16 protein-coding genes are annotated in these 17,833 nt (G+C 69.0%); 3 read left to right on the forward strand and 13 right to left on the reverse strand.

All coding sequences use genetic code 11. From position 1 onward, the window contains the following. Positions 1 to 52: 52 nt before the first annotated feature. The 3 genes from FU260_RS06165 to FU260_RS06175 all read right to left on the reverse strand — a co-directional run bounded on the left by FU260_RS06165 (position 53) and on the right by FU260_RS06175 (position 3,533). Positions 53 to 1,696, reverse strand: coding sequence for an ABC transporter permease (locus FU260_RS06165; protein WP_147916262.1), 1,644 nt, complete (start codon positions 1,694 to 1,696; stop codon positions 53 to 55). Further along, positions 1,693 to 2,691, reverse strand: a complete 999-nt coding sequence (locus FU260_RS06170) for an ABC transporter ATP-binding protein (RefSeq protein ID WP_147916263.1) — start codon at positions 2,689 to 2,691, stop codon at positions 1,693 to 1,695. The genes FU260_RS06165 and FU260_RS06170 overlap by 4 nt, the downstream gene beginning before the upstream one ends. A gap of 161 nt (positions 2,692 to 2,852) precedes the next feature. Further along, the gene (locus FU260_RS06175; protein ID WP_147916264.1) at positions 2,853 to 3,533 is read right to left on the reverse strand and encodes a TetR/AcrR family transcriptional regulator; all 681 of its coding nucleotides are present in this window, start codon (positions 3,531 to 3,533) and stop codon (positions 2,853 to 2,855) included. Between the two features lie 239 nt (positions 3,534 to 3,772). Between FU260_RS06175 and FU260_RS06180 the strand changes: the two genes are divergently transcribed. Then, complete coding sequence (locus FU260_RS06180) at positions 3,773 to 4,783, forward strand: NADP-dependent oxidoreductase (protein ID WP_147916265.1); 1,011 nt, start codon at positions 3,773 to 3,775, stop codon at positions 4,781 to 4,783. A gap of 41 nt (positions 4,784 to 4,824) precedes the next feature. Here FU260_RS06180 and FU260_RS06185 read toward each other — a convergent pair whose 3' ends face one another. Genes FU260_RS06185 through FU260_RS06205 form a run of 5 tightly spaced genes read right to left on the reverse strand, consistent with a single transcriptional unit; the run spans position 4,825 to position 10,621 of the window. Beyond that, entirely contained in the window at positions 4,825 to 5,994 is a 1,170-nt protein-coding gene (locus tag FU260_RS06185; RefSeq protein ID WP_147916266.1) for a cysteine desulfurase family protein, read from the reverse strand. Between the two features lie 4 nt (positions 5,995 to 5,998). Further along, complete coding sequence (nadC, locus tag FU260_RS06190; protein ID WP_147916267.1) at positions 5,999 to 6,868, reverse strand: carboxylating nicotinate-nucleotide diphosphorylase; 870 nt, start codon at positions 6,866 to 6,868, stop codon at positions 5,999 to 6,001. After that, complete coding sequence (locus FU260_RS06195) at positions 6,868 to 8,571, reverse strand: L-aspartate oxidase (RefSeq protein ID WP_147919348.1); 1,704 nt, start codon at positions 8,569 to 8,571, stop codon at positions 6,868 to 6,870. The genes nadC and FU260_RS06195 overlap by 1 nt, the downstream gene beginning before the upstream one ends. 2 nt (positions 8,572 to 8,573) lie before the next feature. Next, a complete protein-coding gene (nadA, locus tag FU260_RS06200; protein WP_147916268.1) occupies positions 8,574 to 9,857 on the reverse strand; it encodes a quinolinate synthase NadA in 1,284 nt (427 codons plus the stop codon). After that, complete coding sequence (locus tag FU260_RS06205) at positions 9,854 to 10,621, reverse strand: NUDIX hydrolase (RefSeq protein ID WP_147916269.1); 768 nt, start codon at positions 10,619 to 10,621, stop codon at positions 9,854 to 9,856. Before FU260_RS06205 ends, nadA begins: the two co-directional genes overlap by 4 nt. Positions 10,622 to 10,796: 175 nt before the next feature. On the opposite strand from FU260_RS06205, the gene FU260_RS06210 reads away from it, so the two are divergent. After that, a complete protein-coding gene (locus FU260_RS06210) occupies positions 10,797 to 11,369 on the forward strand; it encodes a hypothetical protein (protein WP_147916270.1) in 573 nt (190 codons plus the stop codon). Positions 11,370 to 11,411: 42 nt separating this feature from the next. On the opposite strand, the gene FU260_RS06215 is transcribed toward FU260_RS06210, so the two are convergent. Further along, positions 11,412 to 11,924 carry a GNAT family N-acetyltransferase gene (locus tag FU260_RS06215; protein WP_210418213.1) on the reverse strand — a complete coding sequence of 171 codons (513 nt, stop codon included), beginning with the start codon at positions 11,922 to 11,924 and terminating at the stop codon, positions 11,412 to 11,414. A gap of 227 nt (positions 11,925 to 12,151) precedes the next feature. On the opposite strand from FU260_RS06215, the gene FU260_RS06220 reads away from it, so the two are divergent. Beyond that, on the forward strand, positions 12,152 to 14,233 hold the full coding sequence (locus tag FU260_RS06220) for a heavy metal translocating P-type ATPase (protein ID WP_235912222.1): 2,082 nt from the start codon (positions 12,152 to 12,154) through the stop codon (positions 14,231 to 14,233). 141 nt (positions 14,234 to 14,374) lie between these two features. Here FU260_RS06220 and ehuA read toward each other — a convergent pair whose 3' ends face one another. The 4 genes from ehuA to FU260_RS06240 are packed head-to-tail and all read right to left on the reverse strand — an operon-like array spanning position 14,375 to position 17,435. Continuing rightward, positions 14,375 to 15,175 carry an ectoine/hydroxyectoine ABC transporter ATP-binding protein EhuA gene (ehuA, locus tag FU260_RS06225; RefSeq protein ID WP_280527388.1) on the reverse strand — a complete coding sequence of 267 codons (801 nt, stop codon included), beginning with the start codon at positions 15,173 to 15,175 and terminating at the stop codon, positions 14,375 to 14,377. Then, on the reverse strand, positions 15,162 to 15,812 hold the full coding sequence (locus FU260_RS06230; RefSeq protein WP_147916273.1) for an amino acid ABC transporter permease: 651 nt from the start codon (positions 15,810 to 15,812) through the stop codon (positions 15,162 to 15,164). The genes ehuA and FU260_RS06230 overlap by 14 nt, the downstream gene beginning before the upstream one ends. Position 15,813: 1 nt before the next feature. After that, positions 15,814 to 16,527, reverse strand: coding sequence for an amino acid ABC transporter permease (locus FU260_RS06235; RefSeq protein WP_147916274.1), 714 nt, complete (start codon positions 16,525 to 16,527; stop codon positions 15,814 to 15,816). Positions 16,528 to 16,538: 11 nt separating this feature from the next. Beyond that, a complete protein-coding gene (locus FU260_RS06240; protein ID WP_147916275.1) occupies positions 16,539 to 17,435 on the reverse strand; it encodes a transporter substrate-binding domain-containing protein in 897 nt (298 codons plus the stop codon). Positions 17,436 to 17,833 lie beyond the last annotated feature (398 nt).

A 17,833-nucleotide genomic window follows, 5' to 3' on the forward strand; every position in this document is an offset into this window, starting at 1 on the left:
TCGTCGCTTCGCGGCAGGCGGCGCGACAACAAGTGGCACCTACAGGGTCGGGTCACACCGAGCGCAGGTCGCGGCGGCCGAACGCCCAGATACCCGTCGCGGCCAGGCCTGTGAACACCGCCAGCTGGACGACCAGCGGTAGTGCCGTGACCGACTCCACCGGGTAGGTGGGCGTGTAGTGCCAGGGCGAGATCGCTTGCGCCGCCTCGGGCAGCTCCATCATCTCCCCGAAGAACGCGGCGAGCCCGCTGAACGCCAGCACCGCGGACGCGATGCCGAGGAGCCGTGGGTTCAGGCCGTACAAGGCGGCCGCGAGGCCGAGCACCACCAGCAGGGCAGGGGAGTAGACCAGGCCCGCCACGGTCAGCTCACCGAGCAGTGACCAGTCACCGGTCCCCGCGGCCGCTGTCAGCCCCATGCTCGCGGTGGACAGCACCAGCAGCACTACACCGGCCACCGCCACCACCCCCAGGTGGGCGCCCAGCAGGCGTTGCTTGCTCACGGCGGTGGCCAGCACCGGCTCGGTACGCCCGTCGGTCTCCTCGGTGCGCACCTTGGACACCGCGAGGACCTGGAAGATCGCGGTGGCGATCACCATCATCACCACCATCATGTTCAGGTACCCGGTGAGCAGGTCGCCCTGACCGCCGGCCAGGACCTGGCCCAGCGTGCCGGACAGGTCCTGGAACGAGTCCGCGAGTGGTTGCGCGGTGGACCCGTAGATCAGCCCGCCGGCGATCAGTCCGATCGCCCAGCCCCGGACCGAGTCGCGGTGCAGCCGCCAGGCGAGCGCGACCGGTGAGCTCAACCAGGCGCGTGCCCGGTCATGCCCGCGCCGAGTGGCCCGCAGGCCCGCACCCAGGTCCCGTCGGGTGGAGAGCACGAAGCCGAGAATGGTCAGGGCGACCGCCGCCGTCAGAGAGATTAGTAGCGGCCACCAGCGTTCGTCCACGAAGGCACGGGTCTGTTGGGACCAGGCGAACGGTGTGATCCAGGACAGCGCGCTACCGTGATCGCCGATCAGGTCGCCAGCAGCGCGAAGCACGAAGGCGCCGCCCAGGACCGCACCTGCGATCCCGCTGGCTACCCGCGAGTACTCGCTGATCTGCACCGCCGTGATGGTCACGGCTGCGAACACCAGACCGAACACACTGATACCTGCCGCCACGAGTGCAGCACCGGACATCGGCGCATCGAAGCCGCGCAGGCCGGCGAGGACGAGGACGAAGAGCGCCACGTTGCTCGCCACGGCGAGGATGGTGGTGGCCGCCAGGGCTGCGTGCCGGCCCAGGACGTTCGCTCGGACCAGCTCCGCCCGGCCGGTCTGCTCCTCCACCCGGGTGTGCCGGGACACGAGCAGGATGTTCATCGCCGCTGCCGCGAGCATGAAGTACAGCACGTAGATCGCGTTGAAGAAGGTGAAGTACGTCAGCTCGGCGCCCAGGCCGTAGCCCGGGCCACCGAGCAGACCGATCATCGGTCCGGTGGTGAATGCGGCCACCTCGGCCAGCTCGGTGGCGCTCGGGAACAAGGTCTGGAACGCCGTGAAGAAGTACGGAACGAAGATGCTGATACCGACGATCCATGCGGGCAGCCGCACCCGGTCCCGCCGCAGCATGAATCGCAGCAGGGTTCCGGTGCCGGTCAGCGCGGAGCCGTGGTCGGTGCGGGCGACCGGTGCGGCGACGGTGGTCACTGTGCCCCCTTGGTCGTAGCGTGCCGCCTCGAGTCCCTGGCCGGCTCGCGATCGGCCCGTTCGCTCGCGGCGGCTTCGGCCGTCTTCTCGTCGGCGACTGCGGTGCCGGCATCACCGTCGCCGTAGTGCCGCAGCAGCAGTTGCTCCAGCGTGGGCGGATGGGCAGTCAGAGACGCCACCTCCATCGGGCCGAGTGCGCGGACCACGGCGCCCATGTGCTCGCCGTCCACCTCGAACCGGGTCTGGTCGTCAGCGGTGGTCAGACTGTGCACACCGGGCAGGTCCGCCAGGGGGGAGGTGTTGCCTGCGGCGGTGACCTGCACCGAGGTCCGGGTCAGGTGGCGCAGCTCTGCCAGGGTGCCGGACTCGATGATCTGCCCGGCCCGCACGATGGAGACACGGTCGGCCAGAGCCTCCACCTGGCCCAGGATGTGGCTGGACAGCAGCACCGAGGTGCCACGCTCCGTCGCGTCCCGGATGCACTCCTGGAACACCGCTTCCATCAGCGGGTCCAGACCGGCGGTCGGCTCGTCCAGGACGAGCAGCTCTACCTGACTGGCGAGTGCGGCCACCAAGGCCACCTTCTGCCGATTGCCCTTGGAGTAGGTACGGCCCTTCTTGCTCAGGTCCAGATCGAACCGGCCGGCGAGGTACTCGACCAGGTCGCGGTCGGCGTGCCCGCGCAGCCGGGAGAAGATGTCGATCGCCTCACCGCCAGTCAGGTTCGGCCAGAGCTCCACATCACCGGGGACATAGGCGAGCCGGCGGTGCAGGTCGACGGCGTGGGTCACCGGGTCCTGATCGAACACTTGGGCGGTGCCCGAGGTGGGGCGCAGCAGTCCGAGCAGGATGCGGATAGTGGTGGTCTTCCCAGCGCCGTTCGGGCCGAGGAAGCCGTGTACTTCGCCAGCGGACACGGTCAGGTCGAGCCCGTTCAGGGCGCGGACCTTGCCGTAGTCCTTGACGAGATTGCTGGTGGTGATGACGTCTGCCATCTCGGAACTCCTTTTCGCGGGGCGGAGAGGACTCCGCGGGATGCTGTGTGGCACCCGAACTGTCCGCAGCGGCAGTCAACTGCCGTGCGTACGGGAGGTAGGCGGCGGGCCGCGCCAGGCTCCGAGAGCCGGTGCGGACCAGGGTGCCGGTGACCGCGCCCTCACCCCGGTGGGTCGGTCGCGACGTCGTGCGGGACGGTGGTCGGTTCGTGGCGGGTAGGTGGTACGTGGTCAGCGTCGCTGACTTCTAGCAGGGCGTCCAGATAGCGACCGTCCGTGAACAGACCCTCGGAGTAGACCTCGAGCATGGGCAGCATCTGCTGGTCCATCACGGCGCGGAGCACTCCGACCGCATCGACCGACTCCCCCTCGGCAAACTTCAACTGCATGAGCATGGCGCCGAGTCCGGCGTAAGTCAGGTAGCGGGCCCGGGCCTGCGGATCGCGGGAGAGTCGGATCAGGCCCGCCCGCTCCCCATGGGCCATGTAGTTCGACGCATCGGTGACCATGTGCTCGATCAAGGAACGGGCCAGCGCTCCGCCGTCCAGCAGGCTCTGCACGACGTATGCGGTGATGTGGGTGTACTCGTCCAAGTGCGCCAGGTGAGCGAGCACGCTGCGTCCGTCCTGCTCGACGATATGCTCCTCCTTCACCCGCACGATCTCCGCCCGGATGTGCTCGTCGCAGGCTCGTCGCAGGCCCTCCTTGGAGCCGAATTGCCGAACCACCAGGGCGGCGCTGAACCCGGCTTCGGCGCCGATCTCGCGCAGGCCGACGTCGAAGCCGTCGCGGCCGAAGCAGACGACGGCCGCGGCAAGGATCCGCTCGCGGGTGGTAGCCATACCGCAAAGGTAAACCTTCGTTCACCGTTAGTCAACGGCTGTTTACACGCGGATTCCCAGCGGCTCGCGGTAGTAGTGGGCAGCGCGGATGCCCGAGGCCGGTTTGGCGTGCGGGCCGTCGGCGCCTTGACGTCCAGCTGACGTGGCCGCCGTCGTACGACGGAGGTAGCCTGCTGTGGTCGAAAACGCCACCCGAGGCATCATCGACACGACCCTCCCCGCCACCCAGGACTGATCACATGACGCAGACGCCCACCACCACCCGCCAGATCGCCCTTGCGTCGCGGCCGCACGGCAAGCCGGAGACCCACGACTTCCGAGTCGAGACCGTCGATCTGCCCGAGCTCGGCGCCGAGGAGATCCTCGTGCGCAACACTGTCATGTCCGTGGACCCGTACATGCGCGGCCGGATGAACGACGTGAAGTCCTACGTCGCCCCGTTTGACGTGGGATCCCCGCTGGATGGCGGCGCCGTGGGCGAGGTCATCGCATCCCGCTCCGCCAAGGTCGCCGTCGGGTCGCAGGTCCTGCACGGGTCCGGGTGGCGTGAGCACGCGATACTGCCGGCGGCAGCGGCCTCTGTCGTGGACGTCGGGGCCGCTCCGGCGTCCCGGTACCTCGGGATCCTCGGCATGACCGGGCTGACCGCCTATGTCGGGCTGACCGCAGTAGCCGAGATGCGCGAGGGGGATACCGTCTTCGTCTCCGGGGCCGCGGGGGCCGTCGGCCAGGCGGCCGGTCAGATCGCCAGAGCGTTAGGTGCGGGGAAGGTGATCGGTTCGGCCGGCTCGGCGAACAAGGTCGCCCGGATCCGCGAGCTCGGCTACGACGAGGCCTTCAACTACAAGGACGGCCCGGTGCACGACGGCCTGCGTGCTGCGGCTCCGGAGGGTATCGACGTCTACTTCGACAACGTCGGCGGCGACCACCTCGAGGCCGCGATCGGTGAGTTGAGGCTGTTTGGTCGAGTAGCGATGTGCGGTGCCATTTCGCAGTACAACGCCACCGAACCACCGCCCGGACCACACAACCTCTCGCTGGCTATCGGCAAGAACCTCACGCTGCGCGGCTTCATCGTGGGGCAGTACGCGCACCTCGCGCAGGAGTACCGGGGCAAGGCGGCCGAGTGGCTCGCCGGCGGCCGGCTGCAGGGCGACGAGACGTTCCGCGATGGACTCGAGAACGCGCCCCAGGCGTTCATCGACATGCTCGGTGGGGCCAACACCGGGAAGATGCTCGTCCGGCTCTGACGGTTCGGATCCCTCGCCGTAGGTGGGCTGAGTCGCGGTGCTCAGATCGCGGTGACCGCGGCCACTGCCTCGCCCACGGAGTCCGCCGCGGAGAGTAGGCCCGTGACGTCTACGTCGGAGCCGAAGGTGAAGCGCACCGAGGTCTGTGCGATCTCGGGGTCGATCCCGCAGGCGAGCAGCACGTGCGAAGGTTCGTCGGAGCCAGCCGCGCAGGCCGACCCGCTCGAACTGATCACCCCGCGCCGCTCCAGCTCTAGCAGCACCGCCTCACCGGAGACGCCCGGAAAGCAGAACGAGGCGTGGTTCGGCAGCCGGCCGAAGCCCTCGACGCCGACAACAGCAGTGGCAGAACCCTGCTCCGCCCCGGTGAGCACCGCCGTCGGCACCAGCTCACGCACCCGGGCGATGAAAGCATCGCGTGCCGCGGCGATCCGCTCAGCCCGTTCACCGCACTCCGCATCCGCCAGGCTCAACGCTGCCCCCAGCGCCGCCGCACCGGCCACGTTCTCCGTCCCCGACCGGCGCTCGCGCTCCTGCCCACCACCGTGCAGCACGGGCTCCACCGGCAGCCGCCCACGCAGGAACACCGCGCCAATGCCCTTCCCGGCACCTACTTTGTGCCCGGACACACTCAGTGCGTCCACCCCCAGTTCGCGCACGTCCAGGTCCAGCCAGCCCGCGGCTTGCACGGCGTCGGTGTGCACCAGTGCCCCCACCCCATGCGCCACCCCAGCCAGCGCCGCCAGGTCCTGCACGGTCCCGATCTCATTGTTCGCCAGCGCCACGGACACCAGCGTGGTGTCCTCGCGCAGCACGGCGGTCAGGGCGTCCGGCGTCACCACGCCTGCGCGTGTCACGTCCACGAACGAGACCTCGAACCCGTGCAGCCGGCGCAGATAATCCACCGATTCGAGCACGGCCTCGTGCTCGGTCGCGGCCGTGACCAGATGCCGCCCCCGCGGGTTCGCCAGCGCCAGTCCTTTGATCGCCAGGTTCGCGCCCTCGGTGCCGCCGGAGGTGAACACCGCCTCACTGGCCCGGCAGTCCAGCACCCCCGCCACCTGCCGCCGCGCCGCGGTCAGCCCGGCCGCCGCCCGTTCGCCCAGGCTGTGCTGGCTGGAGGGGTTGCCGAACTCCCCGGTCAGGTAGGGCCAGGCGGCCTCCAGGGCTTCCCGGCGCATCGGCGCGGTTGCTGCAGCGTCCAGATACATCGGCTCAGTCCTGCGCGCCCGGACCGGCCACCGTGACGTCGAGCCCGAGGTCGAGCGCCGGTGCGGAGTGGGTCAGCGCCCCCACCGAGATCACGTCCACCCCGGTTTCGGCCACGGAACGCACCTGCTCCAGCCCGATGGTGCCGCTGGCCTCGACGATCGCCCGGCCGGCCACCTGCGCCACCCCCGTGCGCAGGTCCGCCAGGGAGAAGTTGTCCAGCATGATCGTGTCCACCCCGGCGGCAAGCACCGGTTCGATCTGGTCCAAGCGGTCCACCTCCACTTCCAGGTGGGTGGTGTGCCCCAGCCGCTCGCGCGCGGCCAGCAGCGCCTCGGTCACCGAGAGCCCCTGGTTGGCGGCCACCGCCAGGTGGTTGTCCTTGACCATCACCGCATCCGACAGCGAGAACCGGTGGTTAAATCCGCCGCCGGCCCGCACCGCATGCCGCTCCAGGGCCCGCAGCCCTGGAGTGGTCTTGCGAGTGTCCACGATGCGCGCCTTCGTCCCCGCCGCCTCGGCCACGTAGCGGGCCGTGAGCGTGGCGATACCGGACATTCGCTGGGCGAAGTTCAGCCCGATCCGCTCGGCACGCAGCACGGCGGCTGCCGGCCCCTGCACCTCGGCGAGCACTTCTCCGGAACGGAACCGGGCGCCGTCGCCGGTGTGGAACTGCACGGCGACACCCGGATCGGTGAGCCTGAACGCCGCAGTGAACACCTCAGCCCCGGCGAGCACGCCGTCAGTGCGGGCGCGTAGCTGCGCTACGGCCGTTGCCGACGGCGGTACGAACGCCTCGCAGGTCACGTCACCCCACGGGGCGTCCTCGGCAAGCGCCGCGGCGACGACAGAGCTAACAGTGGTGGGAGTGAGCATCAGTGGGTCTCCAGAACGAGCTCGGGGGAGAGGATCGACCCACCCGTGGCCGGAGCGGGGGCGTCGCCGCGGAAGTGCGCACCGAGGGAGGAGGTCCGCGTGCGGGCGGCACGGACCACCAGACGAGCGAGCAGAAGCAGGTTCGCGTTCTCTTGCGCGGCCAGAGGGTCGGCTTGTGCAGCGGGATGCTGCACAAACTCCGACTCGTCTTCGTGTGCGGCTAGAGGGTCGGCAGCACTGGTCGATTCGGCTACCGCGGCCCTGCGCTCGAGCACGGCTTCGGCGTGGGCGAGTCCGTTCTCGTCCCGGATCAGCCCGGCGTGGGTCCACATCAGTTCCTGTAGCGCGGCGCGGCTGAAGGGTTCCGGCGCTCCCGCGGGGGCGCCGGTCACGAAAGCTCCCGCGGGGGCGCCGGTCACGAACGCTCCCGCGGGAGCGCCCGTTGCCCGGCCAAGCGCTTCAGCGGAAGCGCCTGCGCTCGCGTCGGCGAAGACCAGGCCCGCGCGCTGCGGGCCTGCGGGGTCATCCTCGGCCGCCGGGTCGCCGAGCAGCACCCGCGCGGCCCGATGACCGAACACCGCCCCCTCGAGCAGCGAGTTCGACGCGAGCCGGTTGGCCCCGTGCACCTGGGTGCAGGCCACCTCGCCCACGGCCAGCAGACCCGGCACCGAGGTCCGCGCCCACAGGTCGGTGGCCACTCCGCCCATCCAGTAGTGTGCCGCCGGGGTGACCGGTACCGGCTGGTGCGCCCAGTCCAGCCCGGCCGCCCGCACGGCAGCATCGATGCTCGGGAACCGCCTGCGCAGGAAGTCCTCGCCCAGAGCGGTGGCATCGAGGGTCACTGGCGCTCCGGTGCTGAGCATCTGCGCCGCCACGGCACGTGCCACCACATCCCGTGGGGCGAGCTCGGCGTCCGGGTGCACGCCGAGCATGAACCGCTGACCGGTCACGTCCCGCAGCACCGCACCCTCGCCACGCACCGCTTCGGAGACCAGGAAGTTGCCGGGCAGCGCCAGCGTGGTCGGGTGGAACTGGTAGAGCTCCAGGTCCGCCAGCCCGGCACCGGCCCGCGCGGCGAGCGCCACACCGTCACCGGTGGCCACCCCCGGGTTCGAGGTGTACGGGTACAGCTGTCCGGCCCCACCGCTGGCCAGCACGACGGCGTCACTTTCGTGGCACTCGAGGCGCCCCGTGGTCAGGTCCACCAGCCTCGCCCCGACCACCCGCCTGCCGGCGCGCAACAGCTCGGTGACCAGCACCTGCTCGCGCACCTGCACCCCGGCGCGCGCAGCGGCAGCGAGCAGCCCGCCGGCGATGACGGCGCCGGTGGCATCGCCACCAGCGTGCAACACCCGAGCACGCGAATGGGCGGCTTCCAGACCACGGGCGAGTGCGCCGTCGTCGGCGGTATCGAAACGCACCCCGGCCTCGATCAGGTCGGCGATCCGGGCCGGCCCTTCTGCGCAGAGCACCTGCACCGCGGCACGGTCGGACCAGCCCGCACCCGCGGTGAGCGTGTCCTGCACGTGTAGAGCCACCCGGTCATCAGCGGAGGTCACCGCGGCGATCCCGCCCTGGGCCTTACCCGTGTTGCTGACGGCGGCGCCAGCCTTGGTCACCACCGTCACCTCTGCGCGCCCGGCCAGGGTGAGGGCAGCGGTCAGTCCGGCAATCCCGGTGCCGACGATCAGCACGCGCGGCATGCTCACGCCCGCGGCTTCGCGGCGAGCATCCGCTCCAGCGCGAGCCGCGCTGGGTCGGCCACGTCCTGGCTGACCTGCACCTGGTTGACCACCTCACCGGCCACCAGCGACTCCAGCACCCAGGCCAGGTAGCCGGGGTGGATCCGGTACATCGTGGAGCACGGGCAGATCACCGGGTCCAGGCAGAAGATGGTGTGCTGCGGGTACTGGGCGGCGAGGCGCTGCACCAGGTTGACCTCGGTGCCGATCGCGAACGTGGTGGGTGCGGTGGCGGCGTCGATCGCCTTGCGGATGTAGTCGGTGGAACCTGACTCATCCGCCGCGTCGACCACCGGCATCGGGCACTCCGGGTGCACGATCACGCGGACGTCGGGGTGGGTGGCTCGGGCGTGAGCGATCTGGTCGGTGGTGAACCGGCGGTGCACGGAGCAGAATCCGTGCCAGAGGATCACCTTCGCGGCGTCCAACCCGGCCTCGTCGTTACCGCCGAGCGGCTTGTTCGGGTTCCACATCGGCATCTGGTCCAGCCCGATGCCCATCGCTTTGGCGGTGTTGCGACCCAGGTGCTGGTCCGGGAAGAACAGCACGCGCTGCCCACGCTCGAACGCCCACTCCAGCACGGTGGCGGCGTTCGAGGAGGTGCACACGATCCCGCCGTTGCGGCCGCAGAACCCCTTCAGCGCGGCGGAGGAGTTCATGTAGGTCACCGGGATCACCGGCTGACGGCCCTCGGCGTCGCCTTCGCTGCCGAAGACCTCCATCAGCTGCTCCCAGCACTCCTCCACCTGGTCGATATCGGCCATATCCGCCATCGAGCAGCCGGCAGCCAGGTTCGGCAGGATCACCGCCTGCTCGGGCCGGGAGAGCAGGTCCGCGGTCTCGGCCATGAAGTGCACTCCGCAGAAGACGATCGCTTCCGCCTCGGGCCGGGTCAGCGAGGCGTTCGCGAGCTGGAAGGAGTCACCGACGAAGTCCGCGTGCTGGATGACTTCGTCTCGCTGGTAGAAGTGGCCGAGCACCACTACCCGCTCACCGAGGGTGGCTTTGGCGGCGCGAATGCGCTCGTGCAGCTCGGCAGTGTCGGCCTCGCGGTAGGCGGCCGGCAGCTCGCCCTGGCGCGGGGTGGCGGCGGGGATCGCATCGGCCATCGAGGCGCCCGGGCCGTACCCGGGGGGTTGGGCGTCGAACTCCCATGGACCGGAGGCGAGGTCGTCGCTGCAGGTGCTGCCCGGTTCCTTGCCGGTGGCGATGAGCTGGATCCGGGTGTCGACGGAGGCCGTGGTCATGGCCTGCTCCTTTGGTCGGGGGAGGAGGGTGGTGCGTTGCGCGGGGCGAGTGGGCCGAGGTCCACCGGTTCGATGGCGCTGTTGTAGCGGTACAGCCGCGCCGGGCGGTGCCGCCCGCCAGTGCGGAACTCTTCGGTGCGGACGACGGCGTTGCTCGCCTCGATCTGACGGCGGAAGTTCGCCGGGTCCAGGTCGCGTTGCAGCACGATCTCGTGCACCTCGCGTAGCTCGCTCAAGGTGAAGGTCTCGCCGAGGAACGCGTGCGCGATCCGGGCGTACTCGATCTTGGTGCGCAGCCGCCAGAGGGCGTACTCGACGATCAGGTTGTGGTCGAAGGCGAGGCGGGGGAGGCGTTCGGCGGTGAGCCAGCGTACGTTCTGACCCACCCGCGCCCGGGCTGCCTCATCGCTGCCGAGCAGCGCCCAGTAGACGATCGAGACCATCCGGTCGGCGGCTGATTTCGGGGCACTGGCGGAGGTGCGGCGGGTGACACCGCCGGCGCCGGCGCCGCGCTCGGGCTCGCCGAAGGCATAGAGCTGTTCCAGGTAGGCGGGGCGCAGGCCGGTGGTCTCGTCCAAGGTACGGGCCGCCGAGTCGGCGAGGCCCTCGTGGTCGCCCAGCGGGCCGCCGGGGAGCGCCCAGTAGCCGTCGTAGGGATCACGAACCCGGCACACCAACGGCAGCCAGAGTTCGGGGCCGCGCTGCTTCGCGGACTGCTCGTCCGCGCGCAGGGCGAAGATCACCGTGGAGACCGCGAGCTGCATGAGTGCTGCTCCTTCGCCGATCGGGACCCTGATGAACGAGTAAGGGTTATCAAGACACATACTAGCCCCTTCAGTTAGAGTCGCAACTACATTTACTTGATGTGATGGCGAGACCCTCAGGCGGCAGGCGCAAATCTGTTGCGCCGGCGCCCGCGGTCAGGCTGTAGTGGACCGGATGATTGAACGCTCCACACCGCACTCCGCCGGCTGGTCGCGACCACTGGTGTTGATCACCGGGATCCTGTTCGCCCTCGGCCTCGTGCTCGGTGCGCTCACTCTCGGGGCGGACGTGCCGGAGGAGCCGCACCGCCCAGAAGACAACGCCATCGCTGCTCATCTGGTGGTCAGCGCGATCGTTGTTGCCGCCGGGGTGCTGGCCACCCTGCTGACCGGGTCCCTGCGCTGGCTGGTCTCGCCCTGGACCCGGCGCACCGGTGCGCGGATCCGGCTGACGTTCTCCCGTAGGTCGTTCACCGGGGTGCTGCGGTGCACCGTGTTCGTTCTGATCGCAGCGCTGATCGGCTACCTGGTGTTGCGGATGGGCATGCAGGTGACCGCGGGGCTGGATCCTGAGTTCACCCGCAACGCCTGGGGCGGGCCGACCGCGATCGGTGCCTTCCTCGCCCATGGGGTGGATGCCGTGTTGTGCGTGGGACTGGCCGGTCTGGTCGCTCATCTCGTGCTGCACCGCGTGGAGACGTTGGATGCCGATGACCGTCCAACCACTGCCGAGGCCGGGACCGCCTGAGCTTCTGACCCCCGGACCGGATGAGCGTCCGGCGCGATCCGGCTACGGCGAGGGTTGTAGGCGCATCCCCATCACGGTGCGGAGCTCTCCACTCGGCGACCGGTCGTCGATGCGGTGCGCCATCCCGATCTTCTCCGCCACCCGCCGGGACGCGACGTTCTGCGGATGGATGATTGCCGCGAGGCTATCGACGCCGATGCTGCCGGCAGCGAGATCGCGGCACGCGGCCGCAGCCTCGGTGGCGTATCCGCGCCCCTGGAGTGCGGCCCGCACGTGGTAGCCGACCTCGAGCATCGGCGTGCCGCCGACCCGCTGCCACGTGAGCCCGCAGTCGCCGACGAACTCGCCGTCGCGGGTGCGCATCAGCCACAGGCCGTAGCCGTGTGCCGCGTAGTTGGCCTGGTTCCACGTGATCCACGCCAGTGCCTGCTCCCTGGTCTTTGGCGCGGAGTAGTAGGTCATCACCGCCGGATCGCCCAGCAGTGCGGCCATCGCATCCAGATCGTCCTCGGTCATCTCCCGGAAGCACAGCCGGGCGGTAGCAGCAGGAAGCACGTCCCGACCGTACCGGCCCGAGGACCTGGCCTCCTCAGTGACCCGGTACCGGCCCCCGGGCGCAGCCATCTGCAGCGCTGTCTCCAACGGAGGTAACTTCCGGGATCGGAGAGAAGTCACAGATTGGCTCCGATCCCGGAAGGTACCTCCGATGCGCCAATGACGCGCGTCAAATACCCTAGGGGGGTATCCTTTGTGCCAGGACGGCGATGGAGGGAGTCACCCGGATGAATATCGGAACCGATCGGTCCCACGAGGCGCACCACGACGGTGCGGATCACGGCGATCACCAAGGCCACGGCGGCCACGCTGACCACCAGGACCACACCGGCCACGGGGGCCACGGCGACCACGTCGCCCAGTTCCGCCGGTTGTTCTGGATCATGCTCGTGCTCGCAGTCCCGACGGTGGCGCTGAGCCCGATGTTCGCCGAACTCCTCGGCTACACCCCACCCGCCGGTACCGCCTGGATCCCGGCGGTCCTGGGCACCGTCATCTTCTCCTGGGGCGGCTGGCCGTTCCTCACCGGTGCAGTCGACGAGCTCCGTGCCAGGGCGCCAGGGATGATGCTGCTGATCGGCACCGCGATCACCGTTGCGTTCGCCTCCTCGCTGGCCGCCACGGTGGGACTGCTCGCGCCTGACCTGGAGTTCTGGTGGGAGCTGGCGCTGCTGGTGGTGATCATGCTGCTCGGGCACTGGATCGAGATGGGTTCGCTGGCGCGCACCTCCTCGGCGCTGGACAGTCTCGCCCAGCTCCTTCCCGACGAAGCGGAACGGCTCGAGACCGACGGGAGCTCCGCCGTCGTGCCGGTCGCAGAACTGACCACCGACGACCTGGTGATCGTCCGCCCCGGTGGGCGCATCCCCGCCGACGGCGAGGTCACCGAAGGCCGCGCCCACGTGGACGAGGCGATGATCACCGGCGAGTCCACCCCAGTGGCGCGCCAGGCCGGGGACCAGGTAGTTGCCGGCACCGTAGCCACCGACTCTGCGCTGCGGGTCCGGATCACCGCAGTGGGGGAGAGCACTGCGCTGGCCGGGATCCAGCGGATGGTCACCGAGGCACAGTCCTCCACCACCAAGGTGCAGCGCCTCGCCGACCGCGCCGCCGGCTGGCTGTTCTACTTCGCCTTCGGAGCTGCTGTGCTCACCGCGATCGCCTGGCTGCTCCTGGGCAGCCCGGCCGACGCTCTCACCCGGGTGATCACGGTGCTGGTGATCGCCTGTCCGCATGCGCTCGGCCTGGCGATCCCGCTGGTGGTCTCCATCTCCACCGAACGTGCCGCCCGCGCGGGGGTCCTGGTCAAGGACCGGCTCGCGCTGGAGCGCGCCCGCACAGTGGACATGGTGCTCTTCGACAAGACCGGCACGCTCACCACCGGCTCACCCGTCCTCACCGGCATCACGACGGCGGAGGTCGGCTCGGGCGTGATCGGTTCCGTTGACGAGATGCTCGCCTGGGCCGCTGCCGCCGAGTCGGACAGTGAGCATCCGCTCGCGCGGGCGATCGTCGCCGCTGCGGCCGAGCGTGGGCTCGAGCTGCCCGGCGTGAGCAACTTCCAGGCGCTGACCGCCAGTGGTGTCACGGCTCAGATCGACGGGCGCGAGGTCCGGGTGGGCGGCCCGCACATGATCGGCGAGCTGGGCCTCGAGCCGCTGGCGGAGACCTCCGCCTGGGGTGAACGGGGGCGGACCGTGCTGCACGTGCTGGTCGAGGGACAGATCGTCGGTGCGCTCGCCCTGGCGGACGAGGTGCGGGCGGAGTCGCGGCAGGCAGTGGCTGAGTTGCACGAGCAAGGAGTGGGCGTGGCGATGGTCACCGGTGACGCCGAGCCGGTGGCCCGCGCGGTGGCTGCGGAGCTGGGCATCGACCAGGTCTTCGCCCAGGTCCGCCCGGAGAACAAGAGTGCCAAGGTCGCCGAGCTGCAGGAACAGGGCCGGACCGTGGCGATGGTCGGCGACGGGGTGAACGATGCCCCGGCGCTCGCTCAGGCGGATGTGGGCATTGCGATCGGCGCCGGCACCGATGTCGCGGCAGCCTCGGCGGGGGTGATCTTGGCCGGCGACGACCCGCGCAGCGTGCTCTCCGTGCTGCGCTTGTCCGCGGCGAGCTACCGTACGATGCAGCAGAACCTCTGGTGGGCCTCGGGCTACAACCTGGTGGCTGTGCCGCTGGCGGCCGGCGTGCTGGCCCCGGTCGGGTTCGTGCTGCCGATGGCGGTGGGTGCGCTGCTGATGAGCGCTTCGACCGTGGTGGTGGCGCTGAACGCGCTCCGGCTGCGCCGCCTGGATCTGCAGCCCGCCTGACTCCCGCCCGGCCCGCCGCCCTGCCCGCCGCCCGCCCGGCCCGCCGCCGGGGCGCGGTTGAATCCATGCACTCGCTACTTCGCCCGCCGATTCGACCACTCAGTGATCGGACCGACGGGCGAACTCTCGAAGCGCTGCGACCTAGAGGACGGCCTTGAGGAACTCCTTGGTGCGGTCGTGCGTCGGGTTGGAGAACATCACGTCCGGCTCGGCGTCCTCGATGATGTGTCCGCTGTCGAACATCAGCACACGGTGCGAGACGTCCTGAGCGAACTGCATCTCGTGGGTGACGATCAGCATGGTGATGTCGGTGGACTCCGCCAGGTCACGGAGCACGTTGAGCACATCGCCCACCAGCTCGGGGTCCAGGGCGGAGGTCACCTCGTCCAGCAGCAGGATCTCCGGGTCCATCGCCAACGCACGGGCGATGGCCACCCGCTGCTGCTGACCGCCGGAGAGCCGGGTCGGGTGCTGGTCGGCCTTGTCCTTCAGGCCCACCTGGTCGAGCAGTTCCAGGCCACGATTGCGGGCCTCTTCTTTGCTCTTCCCGAGGACGTGTACCGGCGCCTCGATGATGTTCTCGATCACGCTCATGTTCGGGAAGAGGTTGAACTGCTGGAACACCATCCCGATCCGACGGGTCAGCTTGGCGACATCCTTGGGCCGCCGTGCCACTCGCTTGCCGTTCGACTCGAGGTGGGTGAGCGGAACGCCATCGACCGAGATGTAGCCACCGGTGAGTGACTCCAGGGTCATCACCAGGCGCAGGATCGTCGTCTTCCCGGAACCCGAGGGCCCGATCAGGGTGACGCGCTGGCCGCGCTCGACCTGGAAGTTGAGGTCGTTGAGCACGGTCAGGTCGCCAAACTTCTTGACGACGTTGTCGAAGGTCAGTGCCGGAGCACCCGGCACCGGCTGCAGGGATTCGTCAGTAGGTGGCAAGACGGTTCTCCAGTTTCCGCATCAGGACGGCAGTGGGGTAGCTCGCCACCAGGAAGATGAGGCCGGCGAGAGTGATGGACTCGAAGTAGCTGAAGTTGTTCGCGCCGAGGTCCTGGGCCACGGTGACGAGCTCCGGTACCGAGATCATGATCAGGAACGGGGTGTCCTTGAACATCGCGATCGCCCAGTTGCCGAGCGAGGGCACAGTGGCCCGCAGCGCCTGCGGGATGATGACTGCCTGCCAGGTCCGAGTCTTCGACATCGACAACGCCGTGGCAGCCTCCCACTGACCGGGACGAATCGACTCGATCCCGGCCCGGTAGGACTCGGCCATGTAGGTGGAGTAGTGGATTCCGAAGACCACGATCCCGATCGACAGGGTGGAGACGTCGGTAGCGATCAAGAAGGAGTACACCGCCGCCAGCTGCAGCGGGATCGGGGTCATCCGAATGATGTCGAGGATCCGGAAGACGACGGCCGAGACCGGCCGAGGTCCCTCCCGGAGGAGGATCGCCCAGACGATCCCGAGCACGGCGGCGGCCACCGAAGACACCACGGTGACCAGCAAGGTGATCTTGACGAACGCCTCAAGCAGGTCCGGCAGCATCTCGAGGGCTAGGCCCATGTCCCATGACATATCAGTTCACCCCCGCCAGTGCCGCTGCCCGTTTCGCTTGCTTGCCGCTCGGCGGCTTCAGGCCCAGCTTGCGCTGCGCGTGCCGCTCGAGGATCCGCATCCCGCTGGAGAGCAACTGGTTCAGTGCGTAGTAGAGGGCGAAGGCGATTCCGAAGGCGAGCAGCTTGCCGATGGTCCGGCGCAGATCGTCGGCCACGAACGTGATGTCGTGCAGGAAGATGAAGCTCGCCAGTGCGGTGCCCTTGACCAGCATCACCAGCAGGTTGTTCAGACCGGGGAGCATCAGTGCCCAGCCTTGCGGCCAGATGATCCGAACCATTCGGTGCACCGGGTTCATCGAGAGTGCGACCGTGGCCTCCCACTGCGCCTTCGGAACAGCGGCCAGCGAGCCGCGGACCACCTCAGCGCCGTAGGCACCGTAGTTGAGGCCCAGGGCGAGGATCCCGGCTGGGATGGGTTCGAGGTCGAGCCCGAGCTGTGGGAAGACGAAGAAGAAGAAGAAGAGCTGCACCACCAGCGAGGTGCCGCGGAAGAACTCCACGACGACGCGTCCTGGAGCCCGTAGCCAGAGGTGCTCACTGAGGGTGAGCAGACCTAGGACTACGGAGATCACAAAAGCCAGGACGGCGCCGCCCAGGCCGAGCTGGAGAGTAATCACCAGCCCGTCCAAGAAGCGCGGCGCCGCCAGGCTCAGTTGGTCGAGGAGACCGTCCACGGTAGAGCTACTCAGCCTTCGACTTCGGGGAGGTCCCCGTTGCAGAGCATCTCGGTGGTGACGTCCTCCGGCGGGAACTCAGCGTCGGTGAAGCCGAACTCGCCAGCGATGCCCACGAAGTCTTCGGCACTGCCGACTACGCTGTGGTACGCCTCGTTGTACGCGTCCCGGAGTTCCTCGTCGCCCTGCGCGAACACGGTGGCACCGGCACCGACCTGCTCCACGCCGTTCACCACGGCGACGAACGGATCGGTCACCTCGACCGGAGCATCGGCATTGCGCTCGGCCAGGGCCCGCAGCGAGATACCGGTGAGTGCGAATGCGTCGGCGCGCCCGGCGACCACGGCCTCCAGGCCGTCCTCAGGGGCGTCCACCGTCATCAGGTCGATACCGGTGTCCTCGGCGTAGCCCTGCTCGATGGCCGCGGTCATCGCTGCCACCGTGAGGTCAGTGCCCTCCATGTCCTGCATGGTCTGCAGGCCTTCGGGGTTGCCCTCCGGCACCATCAGCGCCGTGGTGTAGCTGATCTCCGGGTCGCTGAAGAGTGCGTTCGCACAGCGGTCCGGAAGAATCGACATACCGGCGGACACGGCATCGAAGCGGCCGGCGTTCAAGCCCGGGATGAGTGAGTTCCAGTCCACGACGGTGGCCTCGACGGTATCGATGCCCATCTCGGCGAACACTGCTTCGTGCAGGGCGATCGTGGCCCCCGTGGGCTCACCGGAGTCATCGAGGAAGCTGTAGGGCTCCTCGCCGGCGATACCGACGGTGATGGTGCCGGAGTCCTGAAGCTCGGCGAGGTGGCCGTCGCCAGCCTCACTCTCGCCGCCGCCGTCGCCGTCGCCACAGGCGGCTAGCCCGAGAGCGAGGGCACCCGCGGTCGCCGTCACTGCGACCGTACGTCGCATCCTATTTGCCATCATGGTCCCTTCGGTTGGACGAGGGCGTCGCCTGGTGGTCCTCCCCAGTGGAGAGGTCCACTCCAAAGTATCGAAAGGACCGCGCAATTGGGCAGGATTCATCCGACGGGCTACGCCGACAGGTCGTGATGCCTGGTAACGCTAGGGAACCTCACCCTCAGCCTCAACCGGAACATTCGTCGGCGCGCCGCGGTTTCCTGCTCTGATCCGCATGCTCTCGGCGTAGTGACATCTGGCGGGATCCTGCCAATTTCGGGACCTTGAGCCAAAGGCGGAGCGCAGGCAGAATCGGCCTTCGGCATCGTTACGGTGTTGAAACAATCTCCACAACTCCGAAGGTATTGACGGGGACTTCATTGACTATCACTTGACCGAGGGTGGGTGAG

This window comes from Ruania zhangjianzhongii (assembly GCF_008000995.1).
In the GTDB taxonomy this organism is placed as follows: domain Bacteria; phylum Actinomycetota; class Actinomycetes; order Actinomycetales; family Beutenbergiaceae; genus Ruania; species Ruania zhangjianzhongii.